This is a genomic window from Marinobacter flavimaris, assembly GCF_002933295.1.
Classification (GTDB): domain Bacteria; phylum Pseudomonadota; class Gammaproteobacteria; order Pseudomonadales; family Oleiphilaceae; genus Marinobacter; species Marinobacter flavimaris.
Window position 1 is genome coordinate 238703 of the sequence record NZ_PSSW01000003.1, and the last position, 16023, is coordinate 254725.

Sequence of the window (16023 nt, forward strand, 5' to 3'; positions counted from 1 at the left end):
TTTCAGCGAAGCCCACCACCATGACGCGAACGGTACTGATTATTGAAGACAACCCCGGCATCGGTGAGCTGGTCCGTATGCAGGTTTCAGATCTGGGAATGAAGCCCGTGCTCGTGGACCGGGGGGATACCGGCCTGGAACGGTTCCGTGAGGGCGGCGTCGATCTGGTTATTCTGGATCTGATGTTGCCTGGCCTGGATGGTTTGGCGGTGTGCCGCGAGATTCGTGCCTGCCCGGGCTATGTGCCGGTTCTGATGTTGACGGCAAAGAGCACAGAGCTGGATCGGGTCCTGGGCCTGGAGATGGGCGCGGACGATTACCTGACGAAGCCGTTCAGCGTGGCGGAGCTGGCAGCCCGCATCAAAGCGCTTTTCCGACGTGTAGACGCACTCTCTCAGGCAGCGCCTGCCGGCGATCAGGCTGATGAGATTGAGGTGGACGGGCTTCGGATTGATCCGGTTCGCCGGCGAGTGTTTGTGGATGATCGGGAAGTGGACCTGACCGCCCGCGAGTTCGACCTGCTCTGGCACTTTGCCTCCCATCGGGGCCGGGTGTTCAGCCGGGCGCAATTGCTCGATTCTGTGTGGGGTTACAACCATGAGGGCTACGAGCATACCGTGAACACCCACATCAACCGCCTGCGCAACAAGATTGAAGCCGATCCCGCCGACCCACGATACGTCCAGACGGTCTGGGGTGTTGGCTATCGGTTCATGGATTAACGATGGCCCTGTCTGTCTTCCGTACCCTCTATGCCCGGCTGGCGATCGGTCTGTTCCTGCTGCTGCTTGTGGTGGGTGGGCTCTTTACCTTTCTGAGTCTGGCTTCGGTGAGGGAATACTCGGCTGCGGTCAACCAGCAACTGAACCGCGACCTCGCCCGTAACCTGGTGTCTGACCGCAACCTGGTAACCGATGGCAAGCTCAACCGCGATGCCCTGAAGCAGCTCTTCGAGCTGTACATGACCATCAACCCCAGTATCGAAATCTACCTGCTGGATACCGAAGGTAATATCCTTTCCTACTCCGCCGACCCGAACAAGATCAAGCGCAACCGGGTATCCCTGGAACCGGTACGCATCCTGCTTGAAAACCCGGGCGCTTACCCACTGCCCGGCGATGATCCGCGCAGTCATGACCGGCGGAAGGTGTTCTCGGTAACGCCGGTGCCTTCGGCTGCTGATCCAACGGGTTATCTGTACGTGGTTCTGCGCGGCGAGGAGTACGACCTGGCCGAGAGCATGGTGCACAGTAACCGGCTCCTCCAGTTAGGCGCGGGCGCGCTGGCGGTGAGCCTGTTCGTGGGCCTGCTGGCCGGGCTGGTGTTCTTCCGATTGCTGACGCGTCGGCTGTCGCGGCTGACCGAGCGGGTGGAATCCTTCGAGCGCGGCATGTCGCCGGAGCGCGCCGCTGCGGTGGCGGGCAAAGGCGATGACATTGATTACCTGGCCGCCCGGTTCGATCAGATGGCCCAGCGAATTGTTGCCCAGCTGGACCTTCTGAAACACAAGGATGCCCAGCGCCGGCAGCTGGTTGCCCAGGTCTCCCACGATCTGAGAACGCCACTGGCATCCATCCAGGGTTATATCGAAGCCTTGCGCATGAAACAGGACACGCTCGCCGCCGAGGAGCGGGCACGTTTCCTGGATGTGGCCCTGACCGAAAGCCACCGGCTTGGTCGCCTGGTGGAGGAACTGTTTGAACTTGCCGCACTGGATGCCCGGGAGAAACAGCCGAAGACGGAACCGTTTGTGGTTGCCGAACTGCTGCATGACGTGGTGCAGAAGCACCAACCCGAGGCGGAGCGCGCAGGCGTTGCCCTGTCGATTGTTTCCGTTGCTCCGGTCCAGGTGCTGGCGGATATCGCCATGACCGAGCGGGTGTTGGATAACCTGATCAGCAACGCCATCAGCCATTCGCCGAAAGACACGGAGATCACACTGGGCGTTGTCGAACAGGCCGGGGGTGCGCAAATTACCGTCGCCGACGCTGGCCCCGGTATCAATGATGAGGACCTGGAGCACGTCTTCGAACCCTTTTATCAGGCCGCAGGTGCGTCCAGGACGGGCCATGCCGGTCTTGGGCTCGCGATTGCCCAGCGAATGGTGACGCTGCAGCAGGGAAAACTCTCGGTGCGCAATGCCGATGGCGCCGTTTTCAGCGTCTGTCTGCCCCTGGCCCGCAACAGCTCTGTCCCGGGCGGCGAAAAATCCACAGCGTTATGAATTCGTAATACCTGGTGAACGTTTTCGTGAATCCACCGCCCTACGCTGTAGGTATGGAATCACGTGAAGGAGATATCTGATGAAACGCAAGATTATGGGTCTGTTTTCCGCAGTGGCATTTGTCTCTGCAGTTGGTCTGTTCACCACCTACGCGGTTGCCGAAAAGTCGGAGTCGCAGATGAGCAAATACGCACCGGATCAACCGGGTCTGGCCGTGGCAACCTTTGCTGGCGGTTGTTTCTGGTGTGTTGAGGCCGGGTACGAAAAGCGGGTGCCGGGCGTGGTGGAAGTGGTCTCGGGCTATTCTGGTGGGAAAGAGGCAAGCCCCTCCTACAAGCAGGTTGCCTCGGGGCAGACTGGCCATACCGAAGCGGTACAGGTCTATTACGACCCCAACGAAATGACATACGAGGGCTTGTTGCAGGCGCTCTGGCGGATGATGGACCCGACCGATAATCAGGGTCAGTTTGTGGACCGCGGCCAGCAGTATCGTCCTGCTATTTTCTACCATAACGCTGAGCAGAAGCGCTTGGCCGAGGCGGCCGTTGCAGAATTGGAGGCATCCGGAGTTTACGAGAAACCCGTGGTGATCGAAATCGTGCCGTTTGAGAAATTTTACCCGGCGGAGGAATACCACCAGGATTATTACGACAAAAACCCCGTGCGCTACAACTTCTACACCTTCAACTCTGGACGCTATCAGTTTATCGAGAAGGTGTATGGCGAAGATTACGAGCTCGATTACACCCGGTTCCAGGAGAATGCCACAGTGGACGCCAGTGACGATCTGGTGGGCGATGAAAGCGTCAGCACAGAGCCCGGCCAGATGGGCGTTGGCTTCGATCCGGCAAGCTTTGAAAAGCCGGCCCAGGATGTCCTGAAGCAGCGCCTGACGGATATGCAGTACGAGGTGACCCAGGAAGACGGCACCGAGCCGGCGTTTAACAACAAATACTGGGACAACAAGAAGCCAGGACTCTACGTGGATATTGTCTCCGGCGAGCCGCTGTTTTCTTCACGGGACAAGTACAAATCCGGTACCGGCTGGCCCAGCTTTACCCGGCCGATCACACCAGACGCGGTGGTGGAACGTGAGGACAACTCGTTCTTCATGACCCGTACGGAAATCCGCAGCAGCCACGCGGATTCCCACCTTGGCCATGTCTTCAACGATGGCCCTGCGCCAACCGGACTACGCTACTGCATGAACTCCGCGTCTATGGACTTTATCCCGCTGGAGAAGATGGAAGAGGCCGGTTATGGCAAATGGGTTGATGACGTCAGACCAGAGAGCGACGCCTGACTCACAACCACAAATCCGCCACCCGGGTGTCCCGGCTGAAATGGTGCAACACCTGGGCCTGCAGGAGTTCAGCCGTGGCAACCGCATCAATCAGGGCGTTGTGGGCGGCATAGTGAGGCAGCCCATAACGCAGCCGGCTATCAGCCAAGCGAATCGACACGGGCTTCTTCCCCAGCAGTTGTTGCCAGCGTGACGGGTTTCGGTCCGGGTGCAGGTGAGCCTCAATGGCCATGGTATCGATCAACGGAAACCGGATTCCTTCCCCCAAGCGCCATTGCAGGGCAACGTCGAAGAACGATCTCTCGATGTTGCGGTAGTGAACCACGGGGATACGCCCATTCAGGCTGGCAAACAGATCCTTCAGGATATCGTTCAAATCCGGGGCCTGGTCGATATCACTGTGGGTAATGCCGTGGATAGTAATCGAGGTCTGGTGTAGCGGGAGCTTGGGCCGCACGATCCAGTGGCGGGCTTTGCCCAGCTGGATGCCGTCGAGCGTAAACGGCACCAGACCGATACTGACAATCGAATGTTGATTGGCGTCCAGCCCGGTGGTCTCGAAATCGAGCGCGACAAAGGGCACCTCGGATAAGGGCGTCTCCGGCGACACACACCCACTCTCGTAATAGGCTTTAAGAATCGGGGACTTGCTCTGCTCCGCCAGGGCCTTGAATTGCTCGGGCCATGGCAGGCGTGTAACAGAATTCTCGGCCTGCTCCTCACTAGACATTACGGGCCACCCCGGCGTGATACCGGAATTTCAGGAACTTCTGGGCACCGCTGACTACCTGGAACGCATCCTTGAGATGGCTGCGCTCAAACGGTGAAAGGTCTTCGGGCCGTACGTTGTTGTCCGGCTGCCGGTCAGCCTCGATTGCCAGGGCCTGGTGTCGGATTCGAACGATGGAGATAAACTCAAGCGCATCCCTCAGATTGCCCAGATCGTCGTCCAGCAGGAGCTTGGTGTTGCCAATGGCTTTCAGTCGTTCGAACGAGTTCTGTGCACGGGAGCCGCAGGCCAGGGCATGAACCCGGATCAGATCCGACAGGGGCGCTGTTCCGCGACGTTTCAGGTTGAAGGTCTTCTGGTGCTTGCCATCCTCTTCCAGCACGAAAGTCCGGAAAAAGCCGATCGGCGGCGTGCGGTTCAGGGCGTTGCGCGCCAGCATTGCCAGGAACCGCTGGCTGTTGCTGGCTTTGTCCGCCACCAGTGTCTTGAGCTGTTCGGCAAAGTCGGTCTCGCCGTAGATGCCATCCAGATCAAAGAAAATATTGCTGTTTAACAGAGCCTCGGCTTTCGGATTATCAATCCAGTCGGTGAAGTAGTCCTTCCAGACGCGCAGTGGCTGCCGCCATTTCTGGTTGGTGGCCATGATGTCGCCGGTGCAGTAGGTATAGCCGCACTCCGCAAGGCCATCGCTGACAAATTTCGCCAGCGCCAGGAAGTATTCGTCGTGTTCTTCCGGCACAAAGCTGTCGTCCAGGATCATGGCGTTATCCTGGTCCGTGACCACCAGCTGCTCGTCCCGCGCCATGGAGCCGAGGGCCATAAAGCAGTAGGGCACGGGTGGGGGGCCGAGTTTCTCTTCACCCAGCGCCAACAGACGTTGTGTAAAGCTGCGCCCGATACCGGCCATGGCACTGCCAATCATGTGGGAGTTGGCATCTTCGTTCACCATGCGAACAAAGCTGTCCCGCACATCCAGGCTGATCTTCTTCAGCCCTTTTACATCCTGCTGATGGTAGATGTTGCTGACCAGGTATAGGCTGCTCTGACTCTCGTACTTTACGATGTCAGACAGCGCAATCACGCCGCGAACCTCATCCCGATCCATCACCGGAAGATGGTGCACATTGTTGTGCAGCATGGTGAGCATGGCCTCGAATATGAACATGTTCGAGCGGATGGTGATCAGATCCTCCGACATGATCTCGCTGATCGGAGTTTCCGAGGCCAGGGCTTCGCTAAGGGCCCGGGTGCGCAGGTCCCGGTCGGTAATGATGCCTTTGAGCAGGGGCTTTTCACCTTCCTCGTCCATCAGCAGCAGTGCGGAGACGCCGTTTTCGGTCATGATCCGCGCCGCTTCCTGCAGGCGAACGGTGTGGGGCGCTGATACCGGCTCCCGGGCAATCAACCGGGTAACCTTGGACGTCATCAGCTGGTTGGACTTTTCGCGACGGGAAACGGCGGATCGCAGGCGGCTTCGGTCTTCAATTTCAACGAAATCGGCGAAGTTGTCGTCATTTTCCCAGAGGTACTGGAACGTATCGTAAGGAATCTTGTAAAGCAGGACGTCTTCCAGGGCTTTGGCTGGGAAGCGTACCTTCCTGTTCATCAGCAGGCCAAACTGGCCGAAGACTTCGCCCTCGCTGATGCGGTTGTACAGCTCCCCGGTGCGCCGATAGATCTCGACGGCGCCACTGCGCACGTAATACAGCCAGCTGCTCGGGTCACCCAGTTCGAGGATCTGGCTCCCGGCCTTGAAGTACACAATCTCGATGTCGCCAACCACTCTGTCGAGCAGCTCCTCGGCCATCTCGTCAAACGGCGGGTATTGAGCCATGTGATTGCGGATGTCGACCAGCTCGGCCTGCATAAAACTCCCTGTTCTGGCGAAGAATAAGTGATTGTCAGTCATGGAATATAGCAGTGGCAGAGGTCTGCGGCCATGTCGACCTTTGATGGATTTCATTGACCGCTTACCCGGGTGTTGCTAGCCTTGCCACACTTTTTTCAGGTGTCCGTCGCAAAGCGCGACGGGTGAAACGGGAAATCGGTGAGCCTGGTAATGCCAGTGCAAGGCCGATGCTGCCCCCGCAACGGTAAGCAGGACAACGGCAATCTATGCGCCACTGTGTCGCCACGACATGGGAAGGTGATTGCCCGGGAACCCAGGGTTCCGCCTGCCAGCCCGGAGACCGGCCTGGAAAAACACCCGATGTTGCGGTGGGCAACCTGGGTGGGTGATATGCCGGTTCCGCATTCCTGACACCAGTCTACCGCCTGCCCCCATTCCCTGTTCCGCAACAAAACCCAGATTCCCGTGCGGGTGCGCGCGGAGTGCGGAGCAAGTTTCATGTTCAGAATTCAAAGCCCTGTTTTACTGGCCGGCGTTGCCATGGCCGCCCTGCCTCTGGCCGTTTCGGCCCAGTCTGCCCCTGAATCCGATGCCCTGGATCCCATCGTGGTTACCGCGACACTGGGGCCGAAGACCGTTGGGGAGAGCCTGTCTTCGGTTACGGTCATCGAGAAGGAGGATATTGATCGGCAACAGCCCGCGGAATTCCGCGACCTGCTGCGCGCCCAGCCGGGGATCAACGTGGTGTCGGACGGCAGTTACGGCAAGACTACCAGCGTATTCCTGCGTGGCGCTGGCAGCTCAGGTACCGTGCTGCTTCTCGATGGTATCCGCCTGCGCTCGGCCTCTGCGGGTATCCCACCCTGGCAGTTTTTGCCTCCCGAATTGATGGAACGGGTTGAGCTGGTGCGAGGTGCGAAGAGTTCCCTCTACGGTGCCGATGCGGTGGGTGGTGTCATCCAGGCGTTCACCCTGGAACCGGAGGCCGGGCGCCAGGGTTGGGGCGAGCTGAAAGGCGGTTCCCATGAAACCCGTGAGGCAACGGCCGGGCTGGCTGGCCGGGAAGGCCGTTCGTCGTTCCTGGCCGGTGGCGTTTATTCGGATACCGATGGCACGAACCTGCGTGCTGGCGGCGAGGACAAAGGATTCCGGAACGCTGGTGGCCTGGCCAAACTGAGCCACAGTTTTGACCAGGGCGGCGGCGCAGGACTGACGGTTTTCCAGTCTGAAGGTAATACCGAGTTTGAAGGCGGTGATACCGATTTCCTGATTCGTGCCATGGGGCTGCATCTGGAAGCGGTTGCCAGTGACTACTGGCGTACACGTATCCAGTTCTCGGAAGCTCGCGACGAACAGGATACCTTCGGAGCCAATCCCAGCACGTTCGACACCCTGTCTCGCTCCGCGCGCTGGGAAAACACCCTGACGGCCGGTGTTCATGAGCTGGTTCTGGGTACGGAGGTCATGCTTGACGAAGTGGATGGCACCAGCAATTTCACAGAAGACAGCCGGACCAACAGCGCGGTTTTCGGTCAGGGCCGTTTGAACTTTGATGCCACCGATCTGATGCTCAGTCTGCGTCTGGATGACAACGAGGCCTATGGCAAAGAGGAGACTGGCGGTGTGGCCTTCGGTCACCAGCTGGACCGCGCCCATCGCTTTCGCCTCAGCTATGCGACATCGTTCCGGGCACCCACCTTTAATGACCTTTACCTGACGGTGCCGTTCTACACCGGTAATCCTGACCTCGATGCGGAAGAGGGGCAGATGGTCGAAGCCGGTTTCTCCGGGCGATATGACCGGTGGTACTGGGACATTGCGCTTTATCAGAACGACGTGAAAGACCTGATTACCTACGTGTCGGACCCGGTGACCTTTGAGGGCACCATGGAAAACGTCGAGACGGCCAGAATCCGTGGCGTTGAGGTTTCTTCCGGTATCGAGACGGCTGACTGGAATCTGGCGGCAGCAGTAACCTACGCGGATACCGAGAATCGCGATACCGGCGCCCGTTTACCACGCCGCGCGGAAAAAAACGTGCGTCTGGATATTGATCGCCTGTTCTCCCAGTGGTCGGTGGGCGCCAGCTTTATTGCCGAGAGTGACCGCTATAACGATGCGGCAAATACCAGTCTGCTGCCGGGCTATGGCACGGTAGACCTGAGAGCGGCCTGGAATTTCCAGCCTGGCTGGTCGGCCTCATTCAAGGTCGATAACATGCTGGATCGTCGGTATGCCACCAGCATCGGATATGACAGTGCGACCTTCGCGCCCTTTGATTATCTGGCCGCCGGACGAACCTTCATGGCCTCGGTGCGCTATGATTTCCAACAGTAAATTCATTGATCTGAGAGGCTCCCGCCCTCTATGAGGCACCTATGGCTCGCTGCACTGTGTGTACTGTCTCTGCTTGCGCCCTCGTTGGCGCAGGCCCAGGGACCCTGCGTACGCGATGCACTGAACCAGAAGGTATGCCTGGCCGAGCCAGCGCAGCGTATTGTTTCTTTGTCACCGGGTGCCACTGAGCTGTTGTTCTCCGCCGGTGCCGGCGAAAAGGTCGTTGCGGTGAGTGCCTGGAGCGACTACCCGCCAGAGGCGGAGAACTTACCGCAGGTGGGCGACAGCAATCGCCTGGACCTGGAAGCCATTGTTTCGCTGGCACCGGACCTGGTGGTGGCCTGGGTGGATGGCAATTCCCGCAGCCAGCTGGAACGCCTGTCAGATCTTGGCATTCACGTTTTCTGGCTTGCTCCGCGGACGTTTGACGACATTGCCGCGGCGGTATCGGATCTGGCGTTGCTGACAGGATTACCGGATCTGGGCAATGAGCGGGCCGAAGCGTTTCGTGCAGATATGGCCGCGCTTGAATCTCAGTATGCCGATGCCAGACCAGTTAAGGTGTTCTACCAGATATGGGATCAGCCACTGATGACCGTGAACCGGGAAGAGCTGATCAGCAAGGCCATAAGCCTGTGCGGCGGCGTTAATGTGTTCGGCGAGTTGCCACGGCTGGTGCCCCGGATCAGTCGGGAGGCGGTTCTGGAAGCCAACCCCGAGGCCATTATTACCGCCGGATCGTCAGACGACAGGCAGTGGCTGGAGGCCTGGCGTGAGTTTCCGGGCCTGGCAGCGGTAGCCGCGGGCAACCTCTTCCTTGAACCACCTGACCTGCTGGCACGCCCGACGCTACGTATGGCAGAGGGTGCCATGCACCTGTGTCAGACCCTGGAGCAGGCCCGTGCCAATCTCTAGCCCTTCCAAGCCCCTCCTGATTCTGCTGCTGGCGGGCTTTCTGGCGGCACTGCTCTCCGTCAGCATTGGCAGTACGTCCATCGGTTTTGGTGACACTCTGAGGGTGATCACCGGCAGTGGCACCGAGTTGCAGCAAACGCTGATTCTGGAGCTGCGCCTGCCTCGCACCCTGAGCGCGTTCGCAACTGGCGGATTGCTGGCCGTGGCCGGGGCACTGATGCAGGTATTGTTGCGAAATCCCCTGGCCGATCCTTATGTGTTGGGGCTTTCTGGTGGCGCGGCAGTGGGTGCGTTATTGGCCATGCTGGCCGGCGCTGCCGGTTTTCTGATATCCGGCTCCGCGTTTGCAGGTGCCATGCTGGCCACCCTGCTGGTGTTTGGTTTGGCTCACGGCAGTGGCAGCTGGACCCCATCGCGGCTGTTGCTTACCGGTGTGGTGGTCGCCGCCGGCTGGGGCGCCATGATTACCCTGATCCTCTCGATGACCCCGGCCAGCCGATTGCCGGGCATGCTGTATTGGTTGATGGGCGATCTTTCCCACGCCGCCACTCCGTGGCCGGGACTGATCATTCTTGTGCTCGTATGCCTGATGGTGTTTCCGCTCGGCCGGGCCCTGAACGTGCTGGCACGGGGCTCCCTGCAGGCGGCGGCGCTGGGCGTTTCGGTGCGGCCACTGGAATGGTCGATCTACCTGATGGCCAGCCTGCTGACCGCAGCCGCCGTCACCATGGCCGGTTCGGTTGGTTTCGTTGGCCTGGTGGTACCGCACATGTTGCGGCTGGTGCTGGGCAACGACCAGCGCCTGATTCTGCCGGCCTGCGCACTGGCGGGCGGTACGCTGCTGGTGCTGGCGGATACCCTGGCGCGGGTGGTGATTGCGCCGGAGCAGTTGCCGGTTGGGGTGATCACCGCGCTGATCGGCGTCCCGACCTTCCTGTACCTGCTGTATAGGAGCCGATGATGACACGCCTGGCAACCGAAGCGCTGATTATCGACATTCCGGGCCGCAGCTCAGGCGTTCCCCTGAATCTGGCCATCGAACCGGGACAGGTCTGGGGCGTGCTGGGCCCTAACGGTGTGGGTAAAACCACCTTGCTCCATACTCTCGCAGGATTGCGGGAGCCCAGAAGCGGAAAGCTGCTGCTTGATGGAACGCCGTTGGACGGCATCCGCCGCAAGACCGTATCGCAACGCATGGGCCTGGTATTTCAGGACCGGCAGGATGGATTCCCGGCAACGGCACTGGAAACCGCCCTGATCGGCCGCCACCCCTGGTTATCGCCTTGGCAGATGGAGAGTGGTGATGACCTCGCGATTGCTGAAAGGGCTCTAATAGAGCTGGACGTGATCCACCTGAAAGATCGCCTGGTAAACACCCTCTCCGGCGGTGAACGCCAGCGGGTAGCCATTGCTACCCTCATGACCCAAAGCCCCGAAATCTGGCTCCTGGACGAACCCACCAATCACCTGGATTTACAGCACCAGACCGCCGTTATGAAGCTGCTGCGCCAGCAGGCAGCGTGCGACCGGGGCGTGTTCATGTGCCTCCACGACCTCAACCTGGCTGCGCGATGGTGCGACCAGATCCTCCTTCTGTACCCCGACGGTCAGGCCTGCTGGGGACCGGCCCGCGACATGCTGGTGACTTCTGCACTCGAAAGCCTGTTTGGCCAGCGTTTGCTATCTGCCGAACTGGATGGTTTTCCGGTGTTTGTGCCGGGCTGAAGTGTGAGGCTTTATCCTCGAGCCCGTTATTGGTTATATAGTCACTCAAATCCCCAACAAGGCCATCACCATGACCATTGAACGTATTTCCACCAACAGCCGAATGAGCAAGATCGTAAAACACAACGGCACTGCTTACCTTTGCGGTCAGGTTGCCAAGGACCGTAACGCCGATATTCATACCCAGGTAACCGGGATGCTGGAGAAAGTGGACGAGCTGCTCGAGACCGCCGGCTCCAGCCGCGATCGAATCCTTTCGGCAACCATTTACCTGGCAGACATGGCCGATTTCAAAGCCCTGAACGAGGTGTGGGACAACTGGGTGCCTGAAGGTACGGCGCCGGCCCGGGCCTGCGTTCAGGCTCAGATGGCGTCGCCGGAGTTGCTGGTGGAAATCTCGGTGATTGCCGCAACGTCCTGACGGCAGCCGGGAAGGTCTGGCGATTTGTCGGCCTGAGAAGTCGGCCGTTTATTTCTGGTAGGAACAGGAGCACACCATGGCGTCCCCACTCGTAACCACCGACTGGTTGCAGGAAAACCTCGATAACGAACGGTTGGTTCTTATCGACGCGAGTATGGCCACGGTTATTGGCAAGGAGCCGATCGTTTATGATCACCCGGTGTGGATACCGGGGAGCTTCCAGATTGATCTGGAGGGAACGCTCTGCAATACGGAATCGTCCCAGCTCCATGCGTTTCCTACCGAGGAACAGTTCACTCAGGAAGTTCGCAGGCTGGGCATAACGCCTGAAAGACTGGTGGTGCTTTACGACAACCAGGGAATCTATTCCGCTCCCCGGGCCTGGTGGATTCTGCGGTCGATGGGCCTCGAACAGGTTTTCGTGCTCGATGGTGGCCTGCCACAGTGGTTGGCAGAGGGGCGTGAGACGGTGTCGGCCCCGATTAATAGTGCGGCTTCCGCCGGGAACGTGGCGGGCCGTCTGGACCGCGGACGGGTTCGGGATTCCGCCTTCGTGCTACAGCATCTGGACGACGAGCGAGTTTCGGTGATTGATGCGAGATCCCGGGCGCGGTTCCTGGCTCAGGCCCCGGAACCCCGCCCGGGAGTGCGCGGCGGCCATATTCCGAACTCACTCAGTCTTCCGTTTACCGAGGTGCTGGATGGTTACCGGTTTAAGCCGGTCAGTGAGCTGGAGGCAAAGTTCAGGCATCTCGGTACGAACCTTCAGCCCGGAGACGGGCATCAACTGGTGTTTTCCTGCGGTTCCGGCATCACCGCCTGCATCATTCTGCTGGCGGCCGAGCTGGCCGGGTATGACCAGCTCTCTCTTTACGATGGTTCCTGGGCGGACTGGGGCAGCGACGATTCGCTGCCGGTGGCTTGAGCCCGAGGGTTTTCCTGTATCTTGGCCGTCAGGCCATGCGCTTCATGATCCGGTCTCCCAGCAGGTACTGATGCGCCAGGGCAGCTGCTACGTGTACGCCAATCATGAGCCACAACACGTTGGCCAGCACTTCATGAACCTCTTCCCCGCTGTCTTCCAGCCACTCGATTTCCGGGCCGTAGCCAAAGACTGTCCAGCCGAAAAAGGTAACAGGATCGCCTTCACCGAGGGAGGATGCGAGCCCTGACAGCGGCATCAGGATCATCAGGGCATAGAGCGCAATGTGCCCGAGCTTGGCCATGGTCGCCCATTGAGCCGGTGGTGTTATACGTGCGCGGTTAAGCCAGCGCCAGAGACCGCGAAAGATAACCAGCCCGAAAATGGTCAGGCCCAGGGTCTGGTGCCAGGCCATAAGCGACGCATCAGAGAGTGTGTGCTCCAGGGCTTCAAACCAGACTTCGCTGGCAAGCATTACCAGCAACAAAACCGCCATTATCCAGTGCACAGCCCGGGAAACGGCACCATAGCGGTTGTCAGCGTCCATCAGTGTCATCGCGATTCTCCTTGATCAAAGGCTGGCGGGGCACCTCTCGGGCCCCGCGCTGGCTGTTGGTAATCAGCTCCGGTGTCCGCCGCGAACCGGGGCACCGTACTGGTTGAACTCCTGCTCCCGGATCAGATTCTGCTCGGCATCTCGCAGTTGGACCCGGTATGTGCCATCCGACGTTTCCTCAACGGACACATCCACGCCCGGGCCGAAGCGTCTTAGCGCCTGGCCGTAAGCCATGATGCGCATTTCGTCGGTGCTGTATTGCTTCAGATCGGAACCCATGGATTTGCCGTGGTGGCGATTCTCGTAACGATCGTCACAGTCACCTCGCCCGTAGTCGTCATCGGCAGACGCAAGCAGTGGCGTGGCGCCGAGTATCGCGGCGATGGAGAGAGCAGCAATGGTGGTCGTTTTCTTCATGGTCGAACTCCTTGGTTGGTTAAACCCATGACGGAATGTCATTGTTGGTCGGGAGTTATTCCATCAAGGAAACGTCGCAGAATTGTCTCGGTGACCCACCGACTTTGTCGCAACTTGTCGCAAGGCAGGGATTTGCGACGGTTTTTGACAAGATCGCGCCCAAGCGGGAAGTCGACTCCCCTATAATCAGGGCAGACGGTAATTCAACGGAGTAACGAGTGAGCGACTCTCCCACAATCCTGGTGGTCGATGACCACCGGGACATTCGAGATCTGGTCGGCCGCTATTTGCAGGAGCATGGCCTGCGCGTGCTGCTGGCGGATGGCGGCGATGCCTTGAAGCGCCAGTTGCGACAGCACTCCATCGACCTGGTTGTGCTGGACATCATGATGCCCGGGGACGATGGCCTCACGCTCTGCCGTTACCTTCGTGAGCACACCGAGTTGCCTGTTATTCTGCTTACAGCCATGAGCGAGGAAACCGATCGCATTGTCGGCCTCGAAATGGGCGCCGACGATTACCTCACCAAACCCTTTAACCCCCGGGAGTTGTTGGCCCGCATAAAAGCAGTTCTGCGCCGTACCACAGCGCTGCCACCGCAACGCAGCCCCATGGCCGGGCAGTCCCTGACGTTCGAGGGCTGGACGCTGGACGTCGACCGCCATCAACTCATCGATCCGGAAGGTGTCGAGGTGTCGTTGAGTACCGCCGAGTACAAGCTTCTGCTCGCCTTCCTTGAGCACGCCGGCCGCGTGTTGTCCCGTGATCAGCTGATGGACCTGACCCTCGGCAGAGAGGCGGATGCCTTTGATCGAAGCATTGATAATCATGTCAGCCGCCTGCGCCGAAAGATCGACCCGGATGCCCGCAGCCCCAGGCTGATCAAGACCATCTGGGGCGGTGGCTACCAGTGGATTGCTGCGGTCGAAGGGGCTGAACAATGAGACTGTGGCCACGGCGCGCCGGTGGGCAGCTGGCGCTGTTATTGATTCTGGTGCTGCTGGTGGCCCAGGTTATCACCATCGTTATTCTGGCGGGTGAGCGCCAGGGAGCGTTGCGCAGTGCCAGTCTGGAACACGTCCTCCAGCGGGTGGCCGATGGCTATACCCTGGCCGATACCACGGACCCGGAACGGCAGGAGCGAATTCTGCGGGCACTCTCCAGCCCGACTCTGCGGCTTTCGATCGATCCTGCGCCCTATCTGACCGAGGATCGGGCCTCCGGCATGACGCGCCGGCTGGCCAAGGAATTGGAACTGCCGGTGGAGCAGGTTCGGACAGCCATGGAGGCTGACGAAGACAATTGCATGCCGGATCGCGATGAACATCGGGACCGTGAACGGCATGACGATGAAGATGATGAGCACCACGAGTATGAAGAACACCGTGACGAGGACGACCATCGGGATGACCGGCACGAATGCCCCCCGGTCCTGGGGGTTTCCCTGGCCTTGTCCTCCGGCCAATGGTTCAATGCTCGGGCCCGACCACCAGCGCCCTCCTGGTTGTGGTTGAAGGCTACGCTCACCAGCGTAGGGATTACCGCTGTGCTGCTCACGCTGACCTTGTTGCTGGCGGTTCGTCGAATCCTGCAGCCAATGAACGAGTTGAGCCTGGCAGCCCACGCGTTCGGGCGGGGAGAGAAAGTCCGGGTTCCTGAAAAGGGACCGGAGGATGTTCGTGAGGTTACCCGCGCCTTCAACCAGATGCAGGATCAGGTTGGCCGCGCCCAGGAAGACCGGGCAAGGCTGCTGGCGGCTCTCGCTCACGACCTGAGGACACCCATTACCTCCATGCGGCTGCGGGTTGAAATGCTGCCGGAAGGTGAGGACAGGGACCGTCTTCTCGATTCCCTCAGGGAAATGCAGCATCTTGCCGAAGCTACCCTCGATTTCATCCGGGGCACCACCACCGAACAGCACCGTCGCTATGATCTGGCGACCCTGCTGGACAGCCTGTGTGGTGATCTCCAGGAAATGGGCTTGGCGGTGCACTGCGATGACAGCCCGAGATGTGTACTCCAGGGGCAGCCTGAAGCCGTCAAACGTGCCCTGCGTAATTTGATTGAGAACGCGGTTAATTATGGCGACCAGGCGGAAGTAACACTGGCAACCACAGACACAGAAGCGGTTGTCACGATTGTTGATCAGGGGCCGGGTATTCTGGAGGCGGACCGGGAACGGGTTTTTGAACCCTTCTATCGGCTGGAACACTCACGCAGCCGCGAAACCGGTGGCGCAGGCCTGGGCCTGGCTATCGCCCGCACCCTGATTCGGGGGATGGGTGGCGATATCCGGCTGGGTGCTGGCCCGGGAGGTCAGGGCCTGCAGGTTTCGGTGACCTTGCCCAAAACCAGGTAGGGCCTGTCAGAACAGCACTTCGGCACGGGCAAACCCCAGGGCGTCGAGTGCCTCGACGGTCGCATCCAGGTTTGCGTAGCTGCAGACATGATCGTCGTCTGAGATCAGGAAAAAGGTCTTTCCTTCAATATCCTTAAAAAGTATGACCCATTCGTGCGCATTCGAGGGGGATCGTACGATTTTCACGGAATCAACACGGTTTTCTTCCCGACGGGCTTTAATTTCATGCTTTTTCATCGTTTCTTCTTCTCTTAATCCCTCGCCA

General features: G+C 59.5%; 16 protein-coding genes and 1 riboswitch. Of the genes, 11 read left to right on the forward strand and 5 right to left on the reverse strand.

The genetic code is table 11. From position 1 onward, the window contains the following. Window positions 1-20: 20 nt before the first annotated feature. From MDHKLMBL_RS07130 to msrB, 3 genes are all read left to right on the forward strand, one after another. Window positions 21-722 carry a response regulator transcription factor gene (locus MDHKLMBL_RS07130; RefSeq protein ID WP_014579066.1) on the forward strand — a complete coding sequence of 234 codons (702 nt, stop codon included), beginning with the start codon at window positions 21-23 and terminating at the stop codon, window positions 720-722. 2 nt (window positions 723-724) lie between these two features. Further along, window positions 725-2224 carry a sensor histidine kinase gene (locus MDHKLMBL_RS07135; RefSeq protein WP_104270454.1) on the forward strand — a complete coding sequence of 500 codons (1500 nt, stop codon included), beginning with the start codon at window positions 725-727 and terminating at the stop codon, window positions 2222-2224. Between the two features lie 79 nt (window positions 2225-2303). Then, complete coding sequence (msrB, locus tag MDHKLMBL_RS07140) at window positions 2304-3527, forward strand: peptide-methionine (R)-S-oxide reductase MsrB (protein WP_104270455.1); 1224 nt, start codon at window positions 2304-2306, stop codon at window positions 3525-3527. Between the two features lies 1 nt (window position 3528). Here msrB and MDHKLMBL_RS07145 read toward each other — a convergent pair whose 3' ends face one another. Both MDHKLMBL_RS07145 and MDHKLMBL_RS07150 read right to left on the reverse strand, forming a co-directional pair. Then, entirely contained in the window at window positions 3529-4257 is a 729-nt protein-coding gene (locus MDHKLMBL_RS07145) for a 3'-5' exonuclease (protein ID WP_008177073.1), read from the reverse strand. Next, window positions 4250-6124: a putative nucleotidyltransferase substrate binding domain-containing protein gene (locus tag MDHKLMBL_RS07150; RefSeq protein ID WP_104270456.1), complete on the reverse strand. Its 1875-nt coding sequence runs from the start codon at window positions 6122-6124 to the stop codon at window positions 4250-4252. Before MDHKLMBL_RS07150 ends, MDHKLMBL_RS07145 begins: the two co-directional genes overlap by 8 nt. A 122-nt stretch (window positions 6125-6246) precedes the next feature. Beyond that, a riboswitch (cobalamin riboswitch) is annotated at window positions 6247-6469 on the forward strand. Window positions 6470-6604: 135 nt separating this feature from the next. Between MDHKLMBL_RS07150 and MDHKLMBL_RS07155 the strand changes: the two genes are divergently transcribed. From MDHKLMBL_RS07155 to MDHKLMBL_RS07180, 6 genes are all read left to right on the forward strand, one after another. After that, complete coding sequence (locus MDHKLMBL_RS07155) at window positions 6605-8443, forward strand: TonB-dependent receptor plug domain-containing protein (RefSeq protein ID WP_053113671.1); 1839 nt, start codon at window positions 6605-6607, stop codon at window positions 8441-8443. A gap of 30 nt (window positions 8444-8473) precedes the next feature. Next, entirely contained in the window at window positions 8474-9358 is an 885-nt protein-coding gene (locus MDHKLMBL_RS07160; protein WP_104270457.1) for a cobalamin-binding protein, read from the forward strand. Beyond that, entirely contained in the window at window positions 9345-10319 is a 975-nt protein-coding gene (locus MDHKLMBL_RS07165) for a FecCD family ABC transporter permease (RefSeq protein WP_053113674.1), read from the forward strand. The genes MDHKLMBL_RS07160 and MDHKLMBL_RS07165 overlap by 14 nt, the downstream gene beginning before the upstream one ends. Beyond that, entirely contained in the window at window positions 10319-11083 is a 765-nt protein-coding gene (locus MDHKLMBL_RS07170) for an ABC transporter ATP-binding protein (RefSeq protein ID WP_041645928.1), read from the forward strand. The genes MDHKLMBL_RS07165 and MDHKLMBL_RS07170 overlap by 1 nt, the downstream gene beginning before the upstream one ends. Before the next feature lie 70 nt (window positions 11084-11153). Beyond that, the gene (locus MDHKLMBL_RS07175; protein WP_008177087.1) at window positions 11154-11504 is read left to right on the forward strand and encodes a RidA family protein; all 351 of its coding nucleotides are present in this window, start codon (window positions 11154-11156) and stop codon (window positions 11502-11504) included. Window positions 11505-11580: 76 nt separating this feature from the next. Further along, entirely contained in the window at window positions 11581-12429 is an 849-nt protein-coding gene (locus MDHKLMBL_RS07180) for a sulfurtransferase (RefSeq protein WP_008177089.1), read from the forward strand. 28 nt (window positions 12430-12457) lie between these two features. Here the strand turns inward: MDHKLMBL_RS07180 and MDHKLMBL_RS07185 are convergent, their stop codons facing one another. After that, entirely contained in the window at window positions 12458-12982 is a 525-nt protein-coding gene (locus MDHKLMBL_RS07185; RefSeq protein ID WP_008177091.1) for a cytochrome b, read from the reverse strand. Between the two features lie 63 nt (window positions 12983-13045). Next, window positions 13046-13399, reverse strand: coding sequence for a hypothetical protein (locus MDHKLMBL_RS07190; RefSeq protein ID WP_008177093.1), 354 nt, complete (start codon window positions 13397-13399; stop codon window positions 13046-13048). A gap of 218 nt (window positions 13400-13617) precedes the next feature. Between MDHKLMBL_RS07190 and MDHKLMBL_RS07195 the strand changes: the two genes are divergently transcribed. Continuing rightward, entirely contained in the window at window positions 13618-14343 is a 726-nt protein-coding gene (locus tag MDHKLMBL_RS07195; protein WP_008177094.1) for a response regulator, read from the forward strand. Continuing rightward, window positions 14340-15758, forward strand: coding sequence for a sensor histidine kinase (locus MDHKLMBL_RS07200; protein WP_104270458.1), 1419 nt, complete (start codon window positions 14340-14342; stop codon window positions 15756-15758). Before MDHKLMBL_RS07195 ends, MDHKLMBL_RS07200 begins: the two co-directional genes overlap by 4 nt. Before the next feature lie 6 nt (window positions 15759-15764). Here MDHKLMBL_RS07200 and MDHKLMBL_RS07205 read toward each other — a convergent pair whose 3' ends face one another. Continuing rightward, window positions 15765-15995, reverse strand: a complete 231-nt coding sequence (locus MDHKLMBL_RS07205) for a hypothetical protein (protein ID WP_014579080.1) — start codon at window positions 15993-15995, stop codon at window positions 15765-15767. Window positions 15996-16023 lie beyond the last annotated feature (28 nt).